Annotated in this window: 18 protein-coding genes and 1 pseudogene; 14 read left to right on the forward strand and 5 right to left on the reverse strand. The window is 36.5% G+C overall.

Going from position 1 to position 21,894, the window contains the following annotated elements; translation table 11 throughout:
• Together PVV70_RS07995 and ndk are read left to right on the forward strand one after the other, a co-directional pair.
• A partial coding sequence (locus tag PVV70_RS07995; RefSeq protein WP_273758782.1) for an autotransporter outer membrane beta-barrel domain-containing protein occupies positions 1-165 on the forward strand: 165 nt, incomplete at its 5' end.
• A 396-nt stretch (positions 166-561) separates the two neighbouring features.
• Positions 562-984, forward strand: a complete 423-nt coding sequence (gene ndk, locus PVV70_RS08000) for a nucleoside-diphosphate kinase (RefSeq protein ID WP_273758737.1) — start codon at positions 562-564, stop codon at positions 982-984.
• A gap of 318 nt (positions 985-1,302) precedes the next feature.
• Here ndk and pgsA read toward each other — a convergent pair whose 3' ends face one another.
• From pgsA to PVV70_RS08015, 3 genes are all read right to left on the reverse strand, one after another.
• The gene (gene pgsA, locus PVV70_RS08005; protein WP_273758738.1) at positions 1,303-1,884 is read right to left on the reverse strand and encodes a CDP-diacylglycerol--glycerol-3-phosphate 3-phosphatidyltransferase; all 582 of its coding nucleotides are present in this window, start codon (positions 1,882-1,884) and stop codon (positions 1,303-1,305) included.
• Between the two features lie 72 nt (positions 1,885-1,956).
• On the reverse strand, positions 1,957-3,942 hold the full coding sequence (gene uvrC, locus PVV70_RS08010) for an excinuclease ABC subunit UvrC (protein WP_273758739.1): 1,986 nt from the start codon (positions 3,940-3,942) through the stop codon (positions 1,957-1,959).
• A 604-nt stretch (positions 3,943-4,546) separates the two neighbouring features.
• The gene (locus PVV70_RS08015) at positions 4,547-5,407 is read right to left on the reverse strand and encodes a 23S rRNA (adenine(2030)-N(6))-methyltransferase RlmJ (protein ID WP_273758741.1); all 861 of its coding nucleotides are present in this window, start codon (positions 5,405-5,407) and stop codon (positions 4,547-4,549) included.
• A gap of 673 nt (positions 5,408-6,080) precedes the next feature.
• Between PVV70_RS08015 and tatA the strand changes: the two genes are divergently transcribed.
• From tatA to PVV70_RS08040, 5 genes are all read left to right on the forward strand, one after another.
• The gene (gene tatA, locus PVV70_RS08020) at positions 6,081-6,392 is read left to right on the forward strand and encodes a twin-arginine translocase TatA/TatE family subunit (protein WP_273758742.1); all 312 of its coding nucleotides are present in this window, start codon (positions 6,081-6,083) and stop codon (positions 6,390-6,392) included.
• A gap of 513 nt (positions 6,393-6,905) precedes the next feature.
• A complete protein-coding gene (tatC, locus tag PVV70_RS08025; protein WP_273758783.1) occupies positions 6,906-7,655 on the forward strand; it encodes a twin-arginine translocase subunit TatC in 750 nt (249 codons plus the stop codon).
• 75 nt (positions 7,656-7,730) lie between these two features.
• Positions 7,731-9,008 carry a serine--tRNA ligase gene (serS, locus tag PVV70_RS08030; RefSeq protein ID WP_273758743.1) on the forward strand — a complete coding sequence of 426 codons (1,278 nt, stop codon included), beginning with the start codon at positions 7,731-7,733 and terminating at the stop codon, positions 9,006-9,008.
• Positions 9,009-9,144: 136 nt separating this feature from the next.
• Complete coding sequence (locus tag PVV70_RS08035) at positions 9,145-9,804, forward strand: protein-L-isoaspartate(D-aspartate) O-methyltransferase (RefSeq protein WP_273758784.1); 660 nt, start codon at positions 9,145-9,147, stop codon at positions 9,802-9,804.
• Positions 9,805-9,972: 168 nt separating this feature from the next.
• Positions 9,973-11,142 carry a M23 family metallopeptidase gene (locus tag PVV70_RS08040; protein ID WP_273758785.1) on the forward strand — a complete coding sequence of 390 codons (1,170 nt, stop codon included), beginning with the start codon at positions 9,973-9,975 and terminating at the stop codon, positions 11,140-11,142.
• Positions 11,143-11,227: 85 nt separating this feature from the next.
• Here the strand turns inward: PVV70_RS08040 and PVV70_RS08045 are convergent.
• Positions 11,228-11,481, reverse strand: a pseudogene (locus tag PVV70_RS08045) (phage antirepressor Ant); the annotation flags it as partial.
• Positions 11,482-12,070: 589 nt separating this feature from the next.
• On the opposite strand from PVV70_RS08045, the gene yajC reads away from it, so the two are divergent.
• The 3 genes from yajC to PVV70_RS08060 all read left to right on the forward strand — a co-directional run bounded on the left by yajC (position 12,071) and on the right by PVV70_RS08060 (position 15,092).
• Positions 12,071-12,532 (forward strand): preprotein translocase subunit YajC, encoded by a 462-nt coding sequence (gene yajC, locus PVV70_RS08050; RefSeq protein WP_273758744.1) that lies wholly within the window; start codon positions 12,071-12,073, stop codon positions 12,530-12,532.
• A gap of 458 nt (positions 12,533-12,990) precedes the next feature.
• Positions 12,991-13,377 carry an Mth938-like domain-containing protein gene (locus PVV70_RS08055; RefSeq protein WP_273758745.1) on the forward strand — a complete coding sequence of 129 codons (387 nt, stop codon included), beginning with the start codon at positions 12,991-12,993 and terminating at the stop codon, positions 13,375-13,377.
• Between the two features lie 854 nt (positions 13,378-14,231).
• Entirely contained in the window at positions 14,232-15,092 is an 861-nt protein-coding gene (locus PVV70_RS08060) for a phytoene/squalene synthase family protein (protein ID WP_273758746.1), read from the forward strand.
• Positions 15,093-15,862: 770 nt separating this feature from the next.
• Here the strand turns inward: PVV70_RS08060 and PVV70_RS08065 are convergent.
• On the reverse strand, positions 15,863-17,752 hold the full coding sequence (locus tag PVV70_RS08065; protein ID WP_273758747.1) for a peptidyl-prolyl cis-trans isomerase: 1,890 nt from the start codon (positions 17,750-17,752) through the stop codon (positions 15,863-15,865).
• A gap of 153 nt (positions 17,753-17,905) precedes the next feature.
• On the opposite strand from PVV70_RS08065, the gene tpiA reads away from it, so the two are divergent.
• The 4 genes from tpiA (at position 17,906) to kdsA (ending at position 21,856) form a co-directional block, all read left to right on the forward strand.
• Positions 17,906-18,679 (forward strand): triose-phosphate isomerase, encoded by a 774-nt coding sequence (tpiA, locus tag PVV70_RS08070; protein ID WP_273758748.1) that lies wholly within the window; start codon positions 17,906-17,908, stop codon positions 18,677-18,679.
• An 83-nt stretch (positions 18,680-18,762) separates the two neighbouring features.
• A complete protein-coding gene (secG, locus tag PVV70_RS08075; RefSeq protein WP_273758749.1) occupies positions 18,763-19,215 on the forward strand; it encodes a preprotein translocase subunit SecG in 453 nt (150 codons plus the stop codon).
• A gap of 139 nt (positions 19,216-19,354) precedes the next feature.
• A complete protein-coding gene (locus tag PVV70_RS08080; RefSeq protein WP_273758750.1) occupies positions 19,355-20,983 on the forward strand; it encodes a CTP synthase in 1,629 nt (542 codons plus the stop codon).
• 36 nt (positions 20,984-21,019) lie between these two features.
• Positions 21,020-21,856: a 3-deoxy-8-phosphooctulonate synthase gene (kdsA, locus tag PVV70_RS08085; protein ID WP_273758752.1), complete on the forward strand. Its 837-nt coding sequence runs from the start codon at positions 21,020-21,022 to the stop codon at positions 21,854-21,856.
• Positions 21,857-21,894 lie beyond the last annotated feature (38 nt).

The following is a 21,894-nucleotide window of genomic DNA, read 5'->3' on the forward strand; positions in this document are numbered from 1 at the left end:
CATGCATTTACGAGCGATTTATCAGGCAACGCGGGTAAATTAGGGATAGGTTTGAGCAGTTTTATGAGTGAGAAGTTGAAGCTATATGGTGAGGCTCATTATGTTAAAGGGCGTAAAACAAAACAATCTCTTCAAGGCATTTTAGGGATACGCTATAGTTTCTAATTATAGGGAGTTTTTTAATTGATCTCAGTAAGGTGAGGGAATTTTAAAACCTAGATCTGAAGTGTCTAGTCTGTCTTCTTTTTTAAGAAGAAGGTTTTCATAAAAGGTATTTATTTTTACGTGTTGTTTTTTCTTATAATTGTTATTGCTTAAATGATAATTTTGATGGGAAGTATTTAGGAATACAATAAGAAGTTCAACATTTACTGAGAGCTCGGTGTGCATCTTATGATGGGGGCAATTAATAGGTGTATCTATTTTATTGAAGTCTTTTTTTACACTCCATCCCACGTTTTTGAGAATTTGCATAGATTTTTGCAAAGTCACTTGGCAAAGGGCTGCCTGCTCGCTATAGAAACAGTTAGAGAATATTATCAATGAAATAAAGGTGAGTAAATGGCTTTAGAGCGTACTTTTTCGATGATTAAACCAGATGCAACGCGTCGTAATTTGACAGGTGCAATTACCAAAATGCTTGAGGATGCGGGCTTGCGTGTTATTGCCTCTAAACGTGTGTGGATGAGCAAGCGTGAGGCTGAAAATTTTTATGCTGTTCATAAAGAACGCCCTTTTTTTAGCGAATTGGTTGAATTTATGTCTTCTGGTCCAACAATTGTACAGGTTTTGGAAGGAGAAAATGCAATAGCTAAAAACCGTGAAGTGATGGGGGCTACAAATCCTAATGATGCAGAAGAAGGGACAATTCGTAAGGTTCACGCTTTGTCGATTGGTGAAAATTCTGTCCATGGATCTGATAGTGCTGAAACGGCAAAAACAGAAATTGCTTTTTGGTTTTCTGAGATAGAAATTGTTGGTTAATAAAAGCGTAAATCAGAAGCAAAAGCCCAGAACACCATGTTTTGGGTTTTTGCTTACGAGATTATAGATCTCTTTGACAGATATGGGGATTCATCGTTTTTTTCGCTTTTAATATTGCAACTGTTTTTGCGGGGAGATAAAGCCTATTAATTCTTTTCTTGAATGTTTTTTATCTGGACACCAACTTTGTTTGTGATGGACAACAGAAATATTTTAATTGATTGATCATCAATAGATTTAAAATAAGTAGATTTACGGGTATCTCTTCTTGTTTAAGGTGCATAAAGATAGATTATCATTATAAATCAAGAGACAATTTCATGAGATGACATGTTTTAAACCGGCACGAAAATAATCCCATCCTGTCCACAATGTAAGGAGGGCAGCAATCCACAGCATAGTAATGCCAAACTCTACTGTGTAAGGGAAAATTTTATTACCAGCTGGTCCTGCTAAAAGAAATACGATAGCGATCATCTGTACAAAAGTTTTCCATTTTGCGAGACGAGAGACCGGAACGCTCACTTTTAATTCAGCCAAATATTCACGTAATCCCGATACAAGAATTTCTCGGCAAAGAATGATAATGGCTGCCCACAATGTCCATCCAGCGATGGTACTGTCTGCGGCAAGCAAGAGTAAACAAGCAGAGACAAGAAGTTTATCGGCAATTGGATCTAACATGCGACCAATATTGGATGTTTGTTCCCAAATACGGGCAAGATAACCATCAAGAAAGTCAGTAATAGATGCAATGACAAAAATGGAAACGGCAATCCAGCGTGCGATATCACTTGATTGTAGGCGTCCTTCTACAAAAAAGCATGCAACAACCATTGGAACTGCAACAATTCGTGCATAAGTCAAAATATTTGGAAAAGAAAAAGTATGATTTTTCATAGAGCCATTTTAAATTTTTGTGAAAGAGAACATATTCCCCGAAAGTAACAAGGCTAAAGTGATGAAACAAGCCTATTTTTCATTAAAATGGTTATGAATTTTTTGTGCGATTGCAAGAGAGATTCCCGTAACTTTTTTCAAGTCTTCAAGTGAGGCATCAGCAACAGCCTTGGCACTTCCAAAATGATGAAGCAATGCACGTTTTCTTGATGGACCGATATTTTCGATTTCATCAAGTGGATTTTTAAATGTTGTTTTTTTTCGTTTTATTCTATGCGTTCCAATGGCAAAACGGTGTGCTTCATCACGCAGACGTTGCAAAAAATAGAGGATAGGATCACGGGGGGGAAGTGTAAAAGGAGGGACACCTTTTATAAAAAAACGTTCACGTCCTGCATGACGGTCAACACCTTTGGCAATTCCAACAACGGTGATCAGGTTATTCAATTGTAATTCAGCAAGTATTGTATGCACACTGTTGATTTGTCCTTCACCACCATCGATTAAGATAAAATCAGGCCAAACGGGAAAAAGATCATTCTCTTGATCTTTTATATCATGACTTTTATTGGGCAGATTATGCTCTTTGATAAGGCGTGAAAATCTTCGTTTAATGACTTCTTTCATCATGCCAAAATCATCGCCAGGCGTGATATCTGTTGAGCGAATATTGAATTTACGATATTGATTTTTAACAAATCCCATTTGACCAGCAACAATCATAGCCCCTACAGAATTTGTTCCCATAATGTGAGAATTGTCATAGACTTCTATACGGCGTGGAGGAAAAGGCAGTTGGAATGTTTCAGCAAGCCCCTGAAGTAATTTTGTATGGGTAGCTGTTTCAGCAAGCTTATGTTCTAGCGCTTCATGAGCATTGAGATAGGCATGATTAACAAGTGTTTTTCGTTCACCTTGCTTGGGTAAAGAGAGAGACACTTTGTGATTTGCTTTGAGGCTCAATGCTTCTGTAAGAAGTGTTTTTTCTTCAATTTCTTCGGATAAAAGGATGCTTTTTGGAAGGGGTTTGTCATCGTAAAATTGGGCAAGAAAACTTGCTAAAATTTCAGTACGGGAAAAAGAGGGGTCTGCTTTAGGAAAATAGGCACGGTTTCCCCAATTTTGCCCCATGCGAAAAAAGAACACTTGAATACAAGTCATTCCTTCCTTTTGAGCAATTGCAAAGACATCCGCTTCTTTTATCGTTTGAGGATTAATACCTTGATGACTTTGTATGTGAGAAAGGGCTGATAAGCGGTCACGATAGGAAGCGGCTTGTTCAAAATCAAGATTTTCTGCGGCTTTATGCATAGCTTGAACCATATCATTTTTAACAGATTGATCTTTTCCCGAAAGAAACGCTTTTGCGTCTCTCACCAGTTCTTTATAATCATTATCACTAATTTCATAAGTACAAGGTGCAGAACATCGCTTAATTTGATAAAGCAAACAGGGGCGCGTACGGTTTTCAAAAATCGCATCGGTACAGGTTCGTAATAAAAAAGCGCGTTGTAAAACATGAAGTGTTTGTGTCACCGCACCAGCAGAAGCAAAAGGCCCAAAATAATGAGCTTTTTGTGTTCGAGCACCACGATGTTTGTAAAGTGCAGGGGCTCGATGATCATTTGTAATCATGATATAAGGGAAGCTTTTATCATCACGGAGTAATACATTAAAATGTGGATGTAATCTTTTGATGAGATTTGCTTCTAAAAGGAGTGCTTCTGTTTCTGTATGGGTAACGATAAATTCCATATGATATGTTGCACGAATCATACGGGTAATACGATTATTGTGTCCTTTTTCACGTGCATAGTTTGAAACACGTTTTTTAAGATTACGAGCTTTGCCAACGTAGAGAATATCACCATTTTCACCAATCATTCTGTAAACTCCTGGCTTATGGGGAAGGTGTTTAACAAATTCTTGTATGAATTTAACACCTTGGAATTGATTTTTCTCATTGCTTTGATCGGCATTGTTCCATGTAAGGTTAGAGAGAAAAGAAAGCTTTTCTCTTTCATTTTGCGGATAATTTGTATTATTTTTTAGGATCATTTCGTTTATCAAGAAATGCTTTTTGTTTAACGTATGAAATATTCTTTTTTATTAAATAACGATTATCTATGTCTTTAATAATTTTTGTCCATCAATAACATATTATAGCATAAGAGTGTGATTTTAGAGTGCTTTTCTTTCATAAAAAATATGGGAGTTGTTTATTTAAGACAGTTTTATGAATACGCTCAATTGATTCATTAAAAATGATTGGAGTAAGAAATCCATGATGATAAGAGGATAGACTTTCTAAAAGAAAAAATAATTACAATAATATATTGATTTATAAAGAAAATTCATCATTGTTGACATTAAAATAAATTCCTGAAGAGCGTAAGATTTTTTCACTTCAAACCGATATCTTTTGCACGTTACAAGCGGGGGAGAGCCGCGTGGAGCGAAACTATACAACAAAGAACTAAACATCCCTTTTATGAGGCGTAAGAATGGTGGTGCTCAATAGCTTTATTGTTCTATAATTCACGTAATCATTATAAGCTTATCATTATTACTTTATATGGTGATATTATCTAAAAAATAATAGAGGCTTACACCTTTGTATCTTACAAAAGGGTATTTTTTAGGGAAAACGTAAGAGCAAAGTCTAATTTAGATGTTCTTTTTGAAGCCATTTGTACGTTATTTGAGCATTTTCATCTTGTCCAAGACGGTTTATAAGAAAGGGACTGAGCTTTTTAATTTCGTTTTCCAAAAGATAGGGAGGGTTGATAATAATCATTCCACTCCCATTCATTATCGGTGGACTTGAATTTTTTCGGATACGCATTTCAAGCTGTAAAATTTTAGGAATTCCTGTTTTATAAAGCGCATCAAGAAAACTTTCAATTTCTTTGTCATGTTTAACAGGGTACCATAAAGCATAGATCCCTCCAGAAAAACGGCGATAGGCTTTCATTAATCCCCCAATAAGGCGGGAAAATTCTCCAGTTTTTTCAAAGGGAGGGTCAACAAGGATAAACCCGCGTTTTTCTTTTGGTGGTAAATGAGCATTTAAGGAAAGCCAACCATCCAAATGCAGAACTTTTGTTTGATAATCGCCAGCAAAGTTTTTTGCTAAACTATGATAATCTTCATTGTGCAATTCTATTGCGGTGAGGCGATCTTGTTTCCGTAATAATTGACGAATAAGAACAGGAGATCCAGGATAAAATACAATTTCTTCTTCTCCTTTATTGAGGGCATCAATGATATCACACCATGGATAAAGGAGTGCTCTTAAATCTTCTGGGATCGGCGTTGAAAAAATTCGTTGCACACCTTCGCGCCATTCTCCTGTTTTACAGGCTTCTAAAGAAGAGAGGTCATAAATACCAATACCAGCATGCGTGTCTATAACGCGAAAAGCTTTTTCTTTGCGTTTGAGATACTCTACAATACGCATGACAATAATGTGTTTAAAAACATCAGCAAAATTGCCAGCATGGTAAATATGCCGATAATTCATGGGAAAAACTCTATCATATGGATAACTGTATCAGGTTATTAGCATAGAATAATAGAATTGATATCCATAAAAATTTTCTTGTATCAATCAAATAAGACCCTCATCAAAAATGATACACATAAAATATGAATGTCACGGGAGTACTCATTTCATTAAGATTTTAAATCTTTTATATGAAAGTTGGATAAGAAGAAGGCAAACATTTCAATGGAAGCTCTTTACTGAATAAAGATGAAAGCGAGCATCGTTATATCCTTTATATTGCGACTTATTTTCTAGGTTATCGACACTTAAGCTGGTCTAGAAGAGTATTAAAGAGTTTTGATCTCTCTACGCTAACCTTGCTTGTAATGTGCAAATGAGTGATTCTTATAAATTAATGTATTTGACGCATTAATAAAACATATTCTCAGATATGATCACGCGTACAAATGCTGTTTCATACACATTTGAGTGAGTCTACTACGGTATTACACTTAATATTTTAGAAAAATATGAGGTTGCATCTTTTAAAAATTTGACTGATTAATTGATGACGATCATTCTTCTTTTATTAAAAAGCGTGTGATTGCTTTTAAGTTGAGAAAAAAATATATAAATAGGATACAATATTTGATACATTCTTCAGAGGAAGCATGAATAAGTGAGATAAAAGGCATAGAGTAGAAGAGTAATGGGTAATATTTTTTCACCAACACATTTAATTATAATTTTATTGCTTGTTTTTGTGCTTTTCGGGCGCGGTAAAATTTCTGAATTAATGGGCGATGTTGCTAAGGGAATTAAAGCCTTTAAAAAGAATATGAAGGAAGAAGAGGGAGGCATTGAGGATAACGTTGAAATGGCTGCTTCTTCCCAAATAATTGATGGAGAATCTCAACCATCTCAGCCGTTATCGGTAAAACATGTAGCAACACGCAGAAAGGCTTCCTCTTACTCTAAAGGGGGCAAGGTGTCTGCTGTTAAGAAACAACGTGTCAAATAACAAACGTATTAAATAACAAAAACGTCATCATCATTGTGCGTTATTTTTTTATGAGGAAGTCGAGTATAAGCGATGTTTGGGATTGATGGACCAGAGCTTGTCGTGATCTTACTTGTTCTCATCATTGTCGTTGGTCCGAAAGATTTACCTAAAATACTCAAGACAATCGCGCAGGTAAGAGCTTATATACATTCAACAGCAAATGAACTTCGTCATCAGTTTGATGATGTAATAAAACAAATTGAGCGCGATGATTTGCAAAAAACATGTTCGGATATGAACGATTCAAGGGAGAAGTTAGCAGAAACTTTTGATTCCATTCAAAATACATTAGAGGGTATTCACGATAATTTGGATGTTAAGGTCACTTACCATAAATCAGAAAAAGATAAAGAACTTTTGGCATGTGATCAAAAGGCAATCAAGAAAGATAGGACAGTCTCTCGAGCTTCTCATCATTCCGAAAGTATTTCTATTGCTTCTAAAGATAAAAAAGATGAAGTTAATGCCAATATGGCACCACTTTTAGAACATTTAATTGAACTTCGTCAGCGAATTATTTCGGTTTTGGTTGTATTTATGATCGCTTTTACGATGTGTTTTCTTGTTAAAGATTATATCTTGAATTTTTTGCTATGGCCGTATCAATGGGCAATGAAAATAGCAGGAGGGTATCCTGAGAATATTCGTTTGCAATCAACGCAGGTATGGGAAACTTTTTTAACAAAGATGAAACTTGCTGCTTTTGGAGGAATCGTTTTATCTTTTCCCTATACGGCTTTTCAGTTCTATAGTTTCATTGCTCCAGGGCTTTATAAAAATGAGCGCAGGGCTTTTTTGCCCTTTCTCATTGGTAGCCCTATTTTATTTTGTATTGGAGGAGCGTTTGTTTATGCTCTATTGGCACCCATAATACTATGGTTTAGCCTTTCTCAACAATTTCTTCCAGATGCTCAATTAAAGATAGAGTTTATAGTGCGTATTTCTGATTATTTGGGCTTTATGACGTCGTTTATCCTCATTTTTGGTTTGATCTTTCAATTGCCTCTGGTCATTAGTCTTTTAACAAAAGTTGGACTTTTAACGTCTCATGATTTGGTGTCTAAACGAAAATGGGCTATTCTGCTCTCTTTTATCATTGCGGCAATGATAACGCCGTCGGATTTTTTTACGATGTTTGCAGTAGCTTTACCAACGATAGCGCTTTATGAGATCTCAATTTTAATGGCTTACGGTATAGAAAAGAGAAGAAAATCCGCTTAAGAAAAGTGTATAATCTTATGCGATGAGAAATGAATAAAAACAATATAATAAAAACGATATAAATGAGGAATTTTAATGCTTGATATTAAGTGGATTCGTGAAAATCCTGAAGAATTAGATAAAGCACTTGTAAGAAGAGGCCTTGAGCCACAAGCCGAAAGGTTAATACAACTTGATCTTGCACGCCGGTCACATGTTGCTAAGGTGCAATTGGCGCAGGAGCGTCGCAATGCGGTTTCAAAGGAAATAGGACAAGCTTTAGCTATCTCTGACGAGCAAATGGCTGAACGCCTTAGGGCTGAAGTTGAAGAGCTTAAAGTCTTTCTTTCTTCTGCCACAGCGGAAGAAAAACAGCTGACGGAAAGTCTTGAAAAAATTCTTTCAGCACTTCCCAATATTCCATTGGATGATGTTCCAGAAGGTAAAGATGAAAGTGATAATGTCGTCATTCGACATTTTGGGACACCTCCAACCTTTAATTTTACACCAAAGGAGCATTTTGATCTTGGTCAAGATCTCAAGCAGATGAATTTTGAGCGAGCTAGTCGTTTATCTGGAACACGTTTTACAGTGCTTTCAGGGGCGTTAGCGCGGCTAGAACGAGCATTGGGACAATTTATGCTTGATGTGCATGTTAATGATCATGGTTATACAGAAGTTTCTGTGCCTCTTCTTGTTCGTGATGAGATTGTTTACGGAGCAGCCCAATTGCCGAAGTTTGCTGAAGATCTCTTTCAAACAACAGATGGTCGGTGGCTTATTTCTACAGCAGAAGTACCTTTAACCAATTTGGTCAACGATGAAATTCTTGAAATATCAGATTTGCCACTGCGATTTTCTTCTTTATCTCCTTGTTTTCGTTCAGAAGCGGGAGCGGCTGGGCGTGATACACGCGGTATGTTGCGTCAGCACCAGTTTTGGAAAGTAGAAATGGTTTCGATTACCAGTGAAGAGCAGTCTCTCATTGAATTGGAACGGATGACGGAATGTGCAGAAGATATCTTAAAACGACTCGGTTTGCCTTTTCGCACAGTAGTTCTTTCTACGGGGGATATGGGGTTTGCAGCACGGAAAACTTATGACATTGAGGTTTGGCTTCCTGGCCAAGAATGTTATCGTGAAATTTCTAGTTGTTCGGTTTGTGGGGACTTTCAAGGTCGTCGTATGAACGCTCGCTATCGTAAAGAAGGCGATAAAAAATTGCATTTTGTTCATAGCCTTAATGGTTCTGGTACGGCTGTTGGCCGTTGTCTTATTGCTGTGCTTGAAAATTATCAACAGGCTGATGGGTCAATTATTGTTCCAGATGTTTTACAACCCTATATGGGAGGCATGCGTTGTATTACTGCTTAATTTGGGGAAAGGAGAAGCAATATGCGTTTATTGCAAAGAGGGAATGCTATGCAAACGCAAGAGGTTTTGCCATTTTAAAAGAAAGCGGTTTGTAGGGACAATAAAGGTGCATCTCCATTAGAGAGTGAATGATACTATGGAGCAAAAGGGTATTTTGCAATTTCGTGAGGAGTTGGCTGCTCTTGTACTGAAAATGCGTAGCAAAGGCATTGATGACGTGCGCTTTTTTTCGGCATTAGAGAAAATTCCACGTCAACAATTTGTTTCTGCTCCGTGGTTTAATAGTGCTTATGATAATAAAGTTATTCCCCTTGAGTGTGGGGAATATATGGAACGTTTGGAAGAACAACTCTTAATTCTTTCGGCACTATCATTGAAAAAAAAGCATCGTGTCTTAGAAATTGGTACAGGCTCTGGCTTTTGTACTGCTCTTATGGCATGTTTGAGTGACCGTGTGACGACGGTTGATCGTTATAAAACGCTTGTTGATTTGGCACGCCAAAAATTTCAAAGTTTGGGTATTGAAAATATTATTATACGGCAGAGTGATGGAAGTCATAGTGTGATAGGTTTGGGATCATTTGATCGCATTCTTATTTGGCCATCACGTTCTGATGAACCCAAGGAATTTTTAGAACTTTTAGCTGAAAACGGAATTCTCATTCAGGCGATAGGACCTGATGAAGGGGTACAAACGGTGACGCGCTATACAAAAATTGGCAGTCGATTTGAGTGTTTAGAACTGTTTCAAGTACGTTATCAACCTTTTATTAAAGGTATTGCGGAGAGACTTTAATTTTTAAAGTTTAAGAAATAGCGCAAATTATTTCGCTTTTTTATTTTCAGTTAAATTCATTTTGATCTTAATTAAAGATATTTATGAATAAAGCATCACATTTTAACCCTTCGGTAATTTAAAAAAGCTTTAATGGAGTAAATTGAGTATTGATGAGTGAGCAAAACGATGTGTTTAAAAGCTTTGGATAATATTTTCCGGAATAATTTTCAGAGAGTAACTTTTTTAGCGGTGGTAACTATTGTTGCTGGTTGTAGTTCTGGTTCACAACGTTTTTCCAATATTGTCTCTCATCATAGGGGATTACATCAATCAAATATAGCGAACTCTATGTCTACAGATCCGGGAATGCTATCGTACGGTGGGGAAATGATACAGAGCACTGAATTGCCCCCTGTAGAACCAAGTGATGATTCGTGGATCGATGATAATTCTCCACAGCAAGGTAGAGAAGCTCCTTCTGATGATCGCGTTATGGGAGCTCCTCCACGTAATCTTGGAAAACTTTCCCGTTCACAAATGGATAGCTCTCCTATTTTTCGGCAGAACTCTTATATTGTCCAGAGTGGAGATACACTACTCAGTATTGCACGACAAGTAGGGGTTAGTGTTGAGGCATTAAAATCAGTAAATGGCATAAACAGCAATTCCATTTATATTGGTCAGGTTCTTGTGCTTCCAAGCAGACGTGTATTAGCAACTTCAAAAGCGCCAAGTTATAACGATTGGGCAACGTCAAAAGTAGAATCTTCATTCCAATCTCAAATGACATCTTCTACAAAGCATAAGAAGGCTTCACCTATATATAAAGCTCCTGTAACAACGCCACCTTCTACACAGGTGAACAGATCAAATTCTGAAAAAAATTCTTCTAAACAGATGCAGCAATTGAATCATGAATCTGATTTATCAAGTACCGTTACGCGTACAGATAATATTAAGACGCCGCAAGCCACGGGAATTTCCAAAATGCGTTGGCCAGTAAGAGGGCGTTTATTAAGCCAATTTGGTCAAAAAAAAGGAACCATAATGAATCGAGGAATAGACATTGCTGTACCTGAAGGATCATCGGTAAAGGCGGCGGAAAATGGTGTCGTTATTTACGCGGGAGATGGATTAAAAGAGCTGGGTAATGTTGTTATGATTCGACATGAAAATAATATTATCACTATTTATGGGTGTAATAGTCAGCTTGTTGTTAACAAAGGCCAAAGGATAAGACGCGGTGATGAGATTGCGAAGTCGGGTGTTTCAGGAAATGTTAAAACGCCACGTGTTTATTTTGAGATGCGTAAAAATTCGTTACCGGTTGATCCTCTTAAATATTTAGAAAACTAATGGATTGATGACATTAAATTTGAATAATCTTATAATTTATAGAAATTTCATGAAAACAATTTATTTTCTTAAATCAATAGCACTCATCAGAATGTTTTAAATCTTCTAAAGCTTCTGCTTTCGGTGCTAGTTCTGCAATAACATGATTTTTCTGCTCTATTTGCCTTTGTAGAAGATTCAAGACACTAAGCAATGCTTGTGGAGTCAAATAATCAATCTGTGATGTTACTTCTTTTTTAAAAACCGATCTCATTTGATGAAGTATTGATGTGTTTCATGGACTTTACCATGATGTTCGATCATCGAAAGGTATTGGCCCATGTCTAACGTCATGTGGTAGCAAAAAGTCATTAGTATAGAAAAGCAGTTTGTTTGGGGCATTAGAGATTATCATCTTTGTGTTTATGAAGGTATAGGACAAAGAGCATCACACGATTTGTCAGCACCCAGCATTCGCAATATGCTTGCATTTGAAGAGCTTGAGAACAGATATTTAACTTCTTATCATAACGAATTTTTATCTTTATGTTCATTTCACAGGTGTGATGGGCAAGAAAATTGTTTTGATGAATTCAAAGGGTTTGAAATGAGAGTGTTTTGTGGTATTGAGCTCTATCATTCGACATTAAAAAATAATGAATTATCTCTTTAAATTAATGTTTTTCCATTAGAAAAATTGTTTTATCTCATTTATTGAGTGAGAGAACAGGCTTCTAGTGTAGGATTATAAGAGAAAAAAATAAATCTGTTTTTTAAAGATTTTTCTTATTGTATTCTGTCTCTTCAGGATTTATTGCATTTTTATAAAGCTGAGATTACATGATCGTGTCTTCACTTTTTATGATAAATTCTTTAGGAATTTTTTCTGAAGCGGAGTTTTATTTTAAGAGAGTGGGAATTATCTGAAGTTTAACTATAGGAGATAAAAATGTTTATTACGAACGCTTATGCTCAAGTTGCAGGCGATGTTTCCAGTGGAATTTCATTTGTTAACGCTGTCCCATTCATTTTAATTTTTGCAATTATGTATTTTTTTATCATTCGTCCACAGCGCGCCCAAATGAAAAAACGGCAAGAGATGCTTAATGCAGTACGTCGTGGTGATACAGTTATAACAGGTGGTGGTATTATCGGCAAGGTTACGAAGGTTCACGACGAGAGTGGTGAACTAGAGGTTGAAATTGGTGAGAATATGAATATTCGTGTTGTTCGTTCAACATTAGCGGATGTCCGTGTTAAAGGTGCGCCGGTTGCAGAAAAAAAATCAAAACTGAATGCCAAAACAAAAACATCACAAAAGTCTAAGTCTAAAAAGACTGTGAGAGAAAATGTGAGTATCTCTAAAGAGGAAAAAACTGTATCAAAAGAAAATAAGAAAAATGCATCTTAAAGTGTAAGTGCAATTTATACCATTTTTGAAAGCATTTTTATAAAAAATATCGAAATATAAAGACAATTTCATTAAAAGGAATGATTTTTATAGTCACGGCAAGAAATGGTGTCTTTGTTTTCTGTAGGTGATTAAAATGGTTGCTTTATTTATGGGATATTACGGCAAATTTTCCTGTTTTTTTAAACAATGCCCTTATTTCCATAAAGAGAAGTCTCTTATCTTTGTGTTAACTAATCAAAAAAATTTTTAAAAGGTAGATGAGTGTAGCATATAATCGCAGTTTATTGCTAACTTTCCATATATTTGTTGTATGATCCGATCAAAATTTTATAGTAAAATCTCTACCTCAATATTCTAAAGGGCTATGGTTAACATATCACTATTTGTATTGCCGTTAACTTTTATGGTGAGAAGTAAAAGACAAGTGGATTTTCAAAAATAAAAGGTGCTTATTTATGTCCGATGCCATTCAAATTCGTGAAGCACATTTTCCAAGTCGTGCACCTATTGATGCTTATGGAAATGGTGGATTTCGTTTTGCTGATATGTCACATAGAGGTTCTATTATTTGTGTTCCGTCAGGAATTTATGGCATTGATATGGCAGGACCTCTTCCCACTCAAGGGGATCTATCTCGTGTTTTAGAAGAAGCAAATGAGATTGAAGTTTTATTAATAGGGACTGGAGCTGAATTATTACGATTACCTGAAGAGTTACGAGGCCTTTTATGGGAAAAGCGTATTTCATCAGATACAATGAGTACGGGAGCGGCGGTGCGTACATTTAATGTTTTATTGGCTGAAGATCGCGCTGTTGCGGCGTTATTATTTGCGGTAAAATGAAGTATTGTTTAATAAAATAAATGCTCTTGTCTAGCATAGAAGACAAAGGTGATTATTTTTCTATACCGTAAAATACCGTCGTCGTTTAAGATGGCAATATAAGGAACAAAAAATATACATAACTTAATATACAAGAGCAAGTATTCAGAGCAGGCCTAGCTTATAGGGACTAGTATATCACATAAGTGATAAGCCTCTGGCATTTGAGGCGATTTATAAGAGGGATTTTTTTAAAACATCTACACAACCGTTCTGTATGTCACGTGAAAGGGAATAGGTTTGAAATGAGAAAATCATATGGTCTTAGGATTTCTAATTCAACAGACAAAACGATAAATTATCATTATCAACTAATTCATTATGAGCAATAGGAACCTATCAAAAACAATTGGATTTTTGCCAGACTGGTGTGGAGAGAAATCTTTGTTTCTTAAAAAAGAGAAGAGGTCATCATTTGATGAAGTTTTTATAATCAGTGCATTTTCTATAAAAGTATATTGTCATCTATTCAGTTAAAAAGTGTTTTGCGTTGTTTGTTTTCATAAGTTTCATTACGCATGTTATGGTTCATTTTTAACTGTTTTTATAACAAATGAAAGTTTCAACTTATAAGATAAATTTTATCAAAAAAATGATTGATTTAATTTTTAATTTTAAAAAATTTTCTTTCAGAAAAGAAAAGTGACTAGAAAAGAAACCTTCATTCATCATACATGAAGAGATACATTGAAAAAATCTTATTCTCTGAGCTGTATTTCCTTATCTCTCATTTTTTAATATAAATAATTTTTAATATGAATAAAAAGAGAATATTAATTGAATGGCTAAAAAAGGGACGTTAATAGGTTCATAGAATGATAGGTTCTCTTCCTTATTGTCTTGATATTTTACGTACCATAGATCGTGATCGCTATATATCGGTTTTATTTGCACCTAAAAAAAAGCGCAAAGCATTGGCTGCTCTCTACGCATTTAATGCTGAGATTTCTCGTATTCGTGAAAGTGTTCATGATCCACTCATCGGAGAAATACGATTGCGCTGGTGGTATGATTCTATAGCGCATGGTGAAATGCAAATGAGTAGAAGTAATCCGATTTTAAGTGATTTATTGACAGCAATGACTCTTTTTAATTTACCTAAGACGGCTTTTTTACGTTATTGTGATGCACAAATTTTAGATCTTTATCACACCCCACTAGAAACGCTTCATGATCTTGAGCATTATTGTCGTGAGACAGCAAGCATAATTTTACAGCTTTCTTGTCAGATATTAGATCCTGATACTGCACAAGATTTTACAGATATCTATGAACAAGGAGGGATGGCTCAAGGATTAAGCGGTGTACTGCGTCTTCTATCCTTCATGCAATCCCACTATCACTATTATTTACCTACTGATATGCTGAAGGCTATAGGGGTGAATAGAAAGGATTTAGATTCTCATCGTCTCAGTGATCAACAAAAGGACTGTATTGTTGAAGCTATGGTTGCATTATCACGTGATCATTATAGCAAATTCTACATGTCTTCTCGTGCTATACCTAGAGCTCTTAAACCAGCTTTTCTTCCACTGGTCATTATACCGGCTTCTCTTCAAAAGGCTCTACAGCTGGGAGCTGCTATTTTTCAAGAAAGTGCAACTTTGCCATTGATACATCGCTATTGGTTGATAACAAGAGCAGCAATAAGCGGTAATTTTCCAAAGATATTGTAAAAGAATATGACGACGTTAGAGTTAAGCTGATTTTTTTCATGTTGAAGATAAAAAGAGGTGCTGTAATACCAAACCATTTCCTTGTTATAAAAAACGTTGATATAGTTCTTTCTATGAACGCAAAAGAATAAGAAGCTTTATGATCTTTAAAATACGCCGTATCTCCTCATCAATAAACTGTTTTATTCAGTGTATTGAATAGGTGAGAAGCCAAAAAGGCAAAATACGAGATACAGCTCAATATATTGATTTATTTGATCAAGAATTTTAATATTGAGTACTCTGAAGGTATTGGTCGCGTCTTATGTGCAAATGAAAGATCATTTTTATTTTATTATGAGAAAAGTGATCTTAACTTCCTATTAAGCCTGTAAAAAACGCTCATTTTTGATAAGTTAAAATGATGAAGCCATAATTGATGACTGTTATGCTATATAAAAATCTTGATTTATCACGAGAGTTCGTTTTTTTTCTCATATTGAATGAGAGCCTTAAGGAAAAGAAGACTTCTTTATTTTAGATCATGTTTCGCATGAATTTTAAAAGAGTTTTTTTCATATCATAAATTGGGCGTGTCAATAAAAATCATTTAAGGAAGAAGCATGACATTTACAGCTGAATTAGCGATAGCCCTTAAAGCTTTTAAATAGATAATATTGCTTACCGCGTTGAAAAAAAACGGCTCCCCATATCCATCACCTATTTTCTCGCAAGTCTATAAATGCACTGACTTGCGAGGGCTTTAATTGTAATGCTGTTCTTAACCCTTTTTATTGGAGAGTATTAAAGATCTGATTATAATTTTTGCTATTAATTTCCAAAGGATGTTCTTGATTGGCAATTTGCAGCATTTCTAGCTTGAGATTTTCTCTTATCATCATATCTATATTGGCACGAACCTTAGGTGGAAGAGTATGAGGCGTGATGTCTTTAGGCATCGTTACAGACTTTATTTGATAAACGATACGGTTTGTTGCAACCGGACCTTTGATGATGCCATAATGACCTTGGGGACCAGAAAATAATGTTTTAATTCCTTCAACACCAAGGATTTCAGAGGGATCTTGACGCCGGAGGAGGGGCGTTGTTTGTTTTGTAAGACCAAGTGTTTGAGCAAGGGCAACAAAACTTTTTCCTTCCATAAGCTGTTTGAGAGCATTTTGAGCTTTTTCATCAAGAAGGCGTTGGATCTCTTCATTTTTCCATTGAGAAAGGACATCTATCTTAGCTTCTTCTAGTGTTTTATCGCGGGCAGGAATAATTTTATCGACCTTATACCAGAGATATCCACCATTTTGAAAAGAGAGAGGATCAAGATCGACGCCTTCATTTGATTGATAGATGGCATTTAGTAAAGTATCTTTTTGAGGCAAATCCGTGAGGATGGTACCTTCAAGCGTTTTGCCCGTTTTATCAAGGGTAATTGTGCGCAGAGTTAATGTGTACTGGTCCGCAAGCTCTTTAAAAGAAGCGCCTTCAAAACGAGCATTTTCAATGGATACATAATTGTTACGGATCTCATCAGCAGCACGATTTTTAGCAAGTGTTTGACGAATATTTTCTTCTACATTTTCAAAAGGAAGTGAGCTTGCAGGTTCAATATGTGTGACGCGAAGGAGAACAGGTCCCTGTAAGTCATTTATTACAGAACTGACTTGCCCTTGTTTGAGTTCAAAAACTTCAGATGCAAGATGATTGGGAAGTTCATTTTCTGCAAGAGGCCCTTTTTGTATATCATTAAGAGTCTTTTTTTCAGTTTTTACCAGTTCATCAAAACTCAATCCATCGGTTATTTTTTTTGCTGCCTTATCGGCTTCTTCGCGTGTGGGGAATCGCAGTTCTTCGAATGTACGCTTTTCAGGCGTTACAAAATGTGAAGCATTTTGGGTATAATAGGCTTTTGCCTCATCTGTTGAGATATCTTTAGGTTTTACGAAATCATTAAGTTCCATAGATAGCAAAGAGACAGTACGGTATTCCGGAGTGCGAAATTCACTCTGATGTGTTTCAAACCATTTTTGTAGTGTTTCGTGATCAGGATCAGCAATTGTTTGCTTTCCTTTTAGATCAATAATGAGATAATCAGCATTCCGCATTTCTCCTTGATAAAGAGCAAGTGCTTTATAAAAGAGATCGGGTGCTTTCATGTCAGAGAGTAAAGCTGCAATAAGTTGGTTACGCTTTTCTTGTTTGGTATAATAATTAAGAAAAGCACTTTCACTGATACGTAAATGCTGAAGATAGTTATAAAATAAATTTTTATCAAATGTACCATTTATCTGAAACATCTTATCAGAACCAATCGTATGGGCGATCGTATCTTTTGAAAGACTTATTTTCATTTTACGGACTTGTTCATCAAGCAGTACATTTTGTTGCAATTGATTAAACACAAAAGCAGGAATTTGGTATTGCTGCATTTCATTTGGTGTAAACATTCGTCCAAGATGAGCCGCCTGCGCTAAACGTGCGCTTTGATCGGCAAGTGCAAGACGATAATCATCGATCGTTACGATGGACTTTCCAGAAGTAATAAGATCTCTTTCGCTTTTTGTGTGTAACCGTGGTATTCCCCATAAAAGAATGAAGCATAAGAGTAAAATAGAAAGGAAAACTCTGAAAATCCAAGAATTTGTAGCACTTCTTATGACGTCAAGCATTGTTCAATCCCATTTTAACATAAATTATTACCAAAGCAGTAATCGAATTTGCAATAAAGAGACGAAAGATGCAAGCTTTTAAAGACTTGCTTTCGTTTTATAATTTGATACTACAGATAAACAAAGTGTTATAAGAGCTCTTGAGGTAAAAATATGTCTCCAAATATTCGGCCTTTTCTTGCTGGAAATTGGAAAATGAATGGAACGAGAGAATCGCTTGGAGAGTTACGTGCTATTGCTATAGGCGTTAGCTCTGATCTCAGTCATCTATTTGAAGCGCTCATTTGTCTTCCAGCAACGCTTTTATCGCGCGCTTCTGATGTGCTTGATACGCTGGATAGCGCAAATCTCCTTTTAGGAGGACAAAATTGTCACTTTAATGATCATGGTCCCTATACGGGAGATATTTCAGCTTTTATGCTTAAAGAAGCCGGAGCAAGTCACGTTATTCTTGGGCATTCAGAGCGTCGTACAGTGTATCAGGAAAATGATGCAATTGTCTGTGCCAAAGTGCAAGCAGCATGGCGCGCAGAACTTGTGGCGCTTGTGTGTATTGGGGAAACATTGGAGGAGCGCAACAATAATGAAGTCCTAAATGTCCTTGTGCGGCAGCTTGAAGGATCTTTACCAGATGATGCAACAGCAGACAATACCATTATCGCTTATGAACCTGTTTGGGCGATAGGTACTGGCAATACGGCAACTTCAGAAGATATTGCAAAAGTGCATCACTTCATTCGTAATAAGATGTATTCTCGCTTTGGTGATGAAGGAAATAAGATACGTTTGCTTTATGGTGGATCCGTACAGCCATCCAATGCCTTTGAGCTTTTAAGTATTCCTCATGTTAATGGGGCTTTGATTGGTGGAGCCAGCTTAAAAGCGATTGATTTTTTAACGATTTGCGATGTTTGTCGTAAATTATAGCAGAGAAATTTGAGTTCCCCCTTGGATTGTGTGTTATTTATGTGTAAAGAGCTTATGAAAGAGTTATTTGAAGAGCAGGGTTTATGCAAACAGTACTTATTGTTATTCACTTATTGATTGTAATTACTTTGGTTGGGGTGATCTTAATCCAACCTTCAGAAGGCGGTGGGCTCGGTGTGAGTAATAGCTCAGGGCTGATGAAAACCCGTGGATCTCGAAATCCTTTAACACGTTTAACCGCTATTTTAGCCTGTTGCTTTTTTGTTGTGTCCATTGGACTTACTGTTGTGGGAAGTATATCAAATTCGAGTTCTGATATTTTAAAGCGTATACCGGTTAATTCAGAGCAGAATTCTACCAATAAAGGTTCAGAATCAGTCCCATCATCAGATGATAAGTCTTCCCCTTCTATTCTTGAACAGTTAGGAGGTACTTCGGATTCTCCGCAGGAACAAAAGTCGCCTAAAAATCCCGAAGCGGAAAGCCCAGTTCCACCAGTTCTTGAAAAGACAGTTCCGGATAACAATAAAAAATAGTTTTTTAAAGAAAATATAGATTTTAAAAAAGGTGATTTTTTCACCTTTTTTATTTTAGATTTTATTTTAGAAGAAAAATTGTTTCTTTTTGCATTTTTTGCTGGAAAAATTATTATAAATTGCTTATCACCATAAGCCCATGGCACGTTATGTTTTTATTACTGGTGGTGTGGTTTCTTCCCTTGGAAAAGGCATCGCAGCAGCGGCGTTAGCAGCGTTATTACAGGCTCGTGGCTATCGTGTACGCCTTCGCAAACTTGATCCCTATTTAAATGTTGATCCAGGGACGATGTCGCCTTATCAACACGGTGAAGTATTTGTGACCGATGATGGTGCAGAAACGGATCTTGATCTTGGTCATTATGAGCGCTTTACGGGGCGTTCTGCAAATAGCCAAGATAATATTACAACAGGGCGTATTTATCGCAATATCATTGAACGAGAGCGGCGAGGTGATTATTTAGGGGCAACAGTTCAAGTTATTCCGCATGTTACAGATGAAATTAAGCGATTTATTATGACGGGAAATGAAGAATTTGATTTTGTTTTGTGTGAAATAGGTGGAACAGTTGGTGATATTGAAGCCATGCCTTTTCTAGAAGCGATTCGTCAGCTTGGTAATGAACTCTCCCGACAAAATGTCGTTTATGTCCATCTTACATTAATGCCTTATATTCCCTCGGCAGGTGAATTAAAAACGAAACCAACACAACATTCTGTCAAAGAATTGCAATCAATTGGTATTTCTCCTGATATTTTGCTTGTGCGTGCAGATCGGTCTATTCCAGAAACAGAGCGGTGCAAATTATCACTTTTTTGCAATGTTCGCGCCAAAGCGGTTATTCAGGCATTAGATATGCCAACAATTTATGATGTTCCCATGGCCTATCATAAAGAGGGTTTAGACTCTGAAGTTCTTTGCGCTTTTGGGATCGATTCGTCCCCTCCTCCTCAGATGGATCGGTGGGAAGATATTACGCATCGCATTCACCACCCTGAAGGAGAAGTTACGATTGCTGTTGTAGGAAAATATACGGGTTTAAAGGATGCTTATAAATCTCTTATTGAAGCGATTGCGCATGGTGGTTTAGCGAATAAAGTGAAAGTTAATATTGAGTGGATTGATTCGCAACTTCTTGAAAAAGAAGATTCCGTTTCAACTTTACAAAAAGCGCATGGAATTTTGGTTCCTGGGGCTTTTGGAGCTCGAGGGGCAGAAGGGAAGATTCGAGCAATTCAATTTGCACGAGAGCGTAAAGTTCCATTTTTAGGGATTTGTTTTGGCATGCAATTGGCTTGTATAGAAGCTGCACGCAATATTGCACAGATTGAGAATGCATCATCAAGTGAGTTTTGCGAAACAGAAAATCCAATTGTAGGTTTAATGACAGAATGGGTCAAAGGCAATGTTCTTGAAAAACGAACAAGAAATGGTGATCTGGGTGGATCCATGCGCCTTGGTGCTTTTGCTGCTGAATTAAAAGAAGAAAGTCATATTGCTCAAATTTATGGGATGACAAAGATTGTTGAACGACATCGCCATCGTTATGAGGTCAATATTGATTATAAAGATAAGTTAGAGCAGTGTGGTTTGATTTTTTCTGGCATGTCTCCTGATGGTATTTTGCCGGAAACGATAGAATATGCAGATCATCCATGGTTCATTGGTGTTCAATATCATCCAGAACTAAAGTCACGTCCTTTCGAACCCCATCCGCTTTTTTCTTCTTTTATTGCAGCTGCTGTAGAACAAAGTCGATTGGTTTAAGGTATAAATTTGGTTACTTTGCTTTTGAGGGATAAAATGACAAAACCAAATGCTCGTGTAAAAGTTGGAAATGTTATTTTTTCAAATGAAATGCCCCTTTCATTAATTGCGGGGCCGTGTCAGATGGAAAGTCGTGATCATGCTTTTGAAATGGCTGGTCGCATTAAAACAATTGCCGATCAGCTTGGTATCGGGTTTGTTTATAAATCAAGTTATGATAAAGCCAATCGAACCTCTTTGAGTGCAGCACGGGGCATTGGTCTTGAAAAAGCAATGGCTATTTTTTCTGATTTAAAAAAAGAGTTTGATTGTCCCATATTGACTGATGTGCATACCGAAGAGCAATGTAGCATTGTTTCTTCTACGGTTGATATTTTACAAATACCTGCTTTTTTATGTCGTCAAACAGATCTTTTGATTGCAGCTGCTAAAACAGGGTGTGTTATTAATATTAAAAAAGGGCAGTTTTTAGCGCCGTGGGATATGGAGAATGTTTTAAAAAAGGTTGTTTACAGCGGTAATCCAAATGTTATGCTTTGTGAGCGCGGCACATCATTTGGCTATAATCGACTTATTTCGGATATGCGTTCGTTGCCTGTTTTGCGTTCATTTGGAGCTCCAGTTATTTTTGATGCAACACACTCTGTTCAAGAACCTGGAGGGCAAGGGGCTTCATCTGGTGGACAGCGTCAATTTGTTAAAGTTTTAGCGCGTGCGGCTGTTTCTGTTGGAGTTGCCGGTATTTTTTTAGAAACACATCAAGATCCAGATCATGCCCCTTCTGATGGACCCAATATGGTTAAAATTGATGATTTACAAAGATTGCTTGAGACTTTAATGGAATTTGACGATTTATCAAAAAAATTGAATTAAGAATAGAGAGAAGTATTTCATGAACAGGACATTAGAAA

Source organism: Bartonella sp. AU55XJBT, assembly GCF_028618525.1.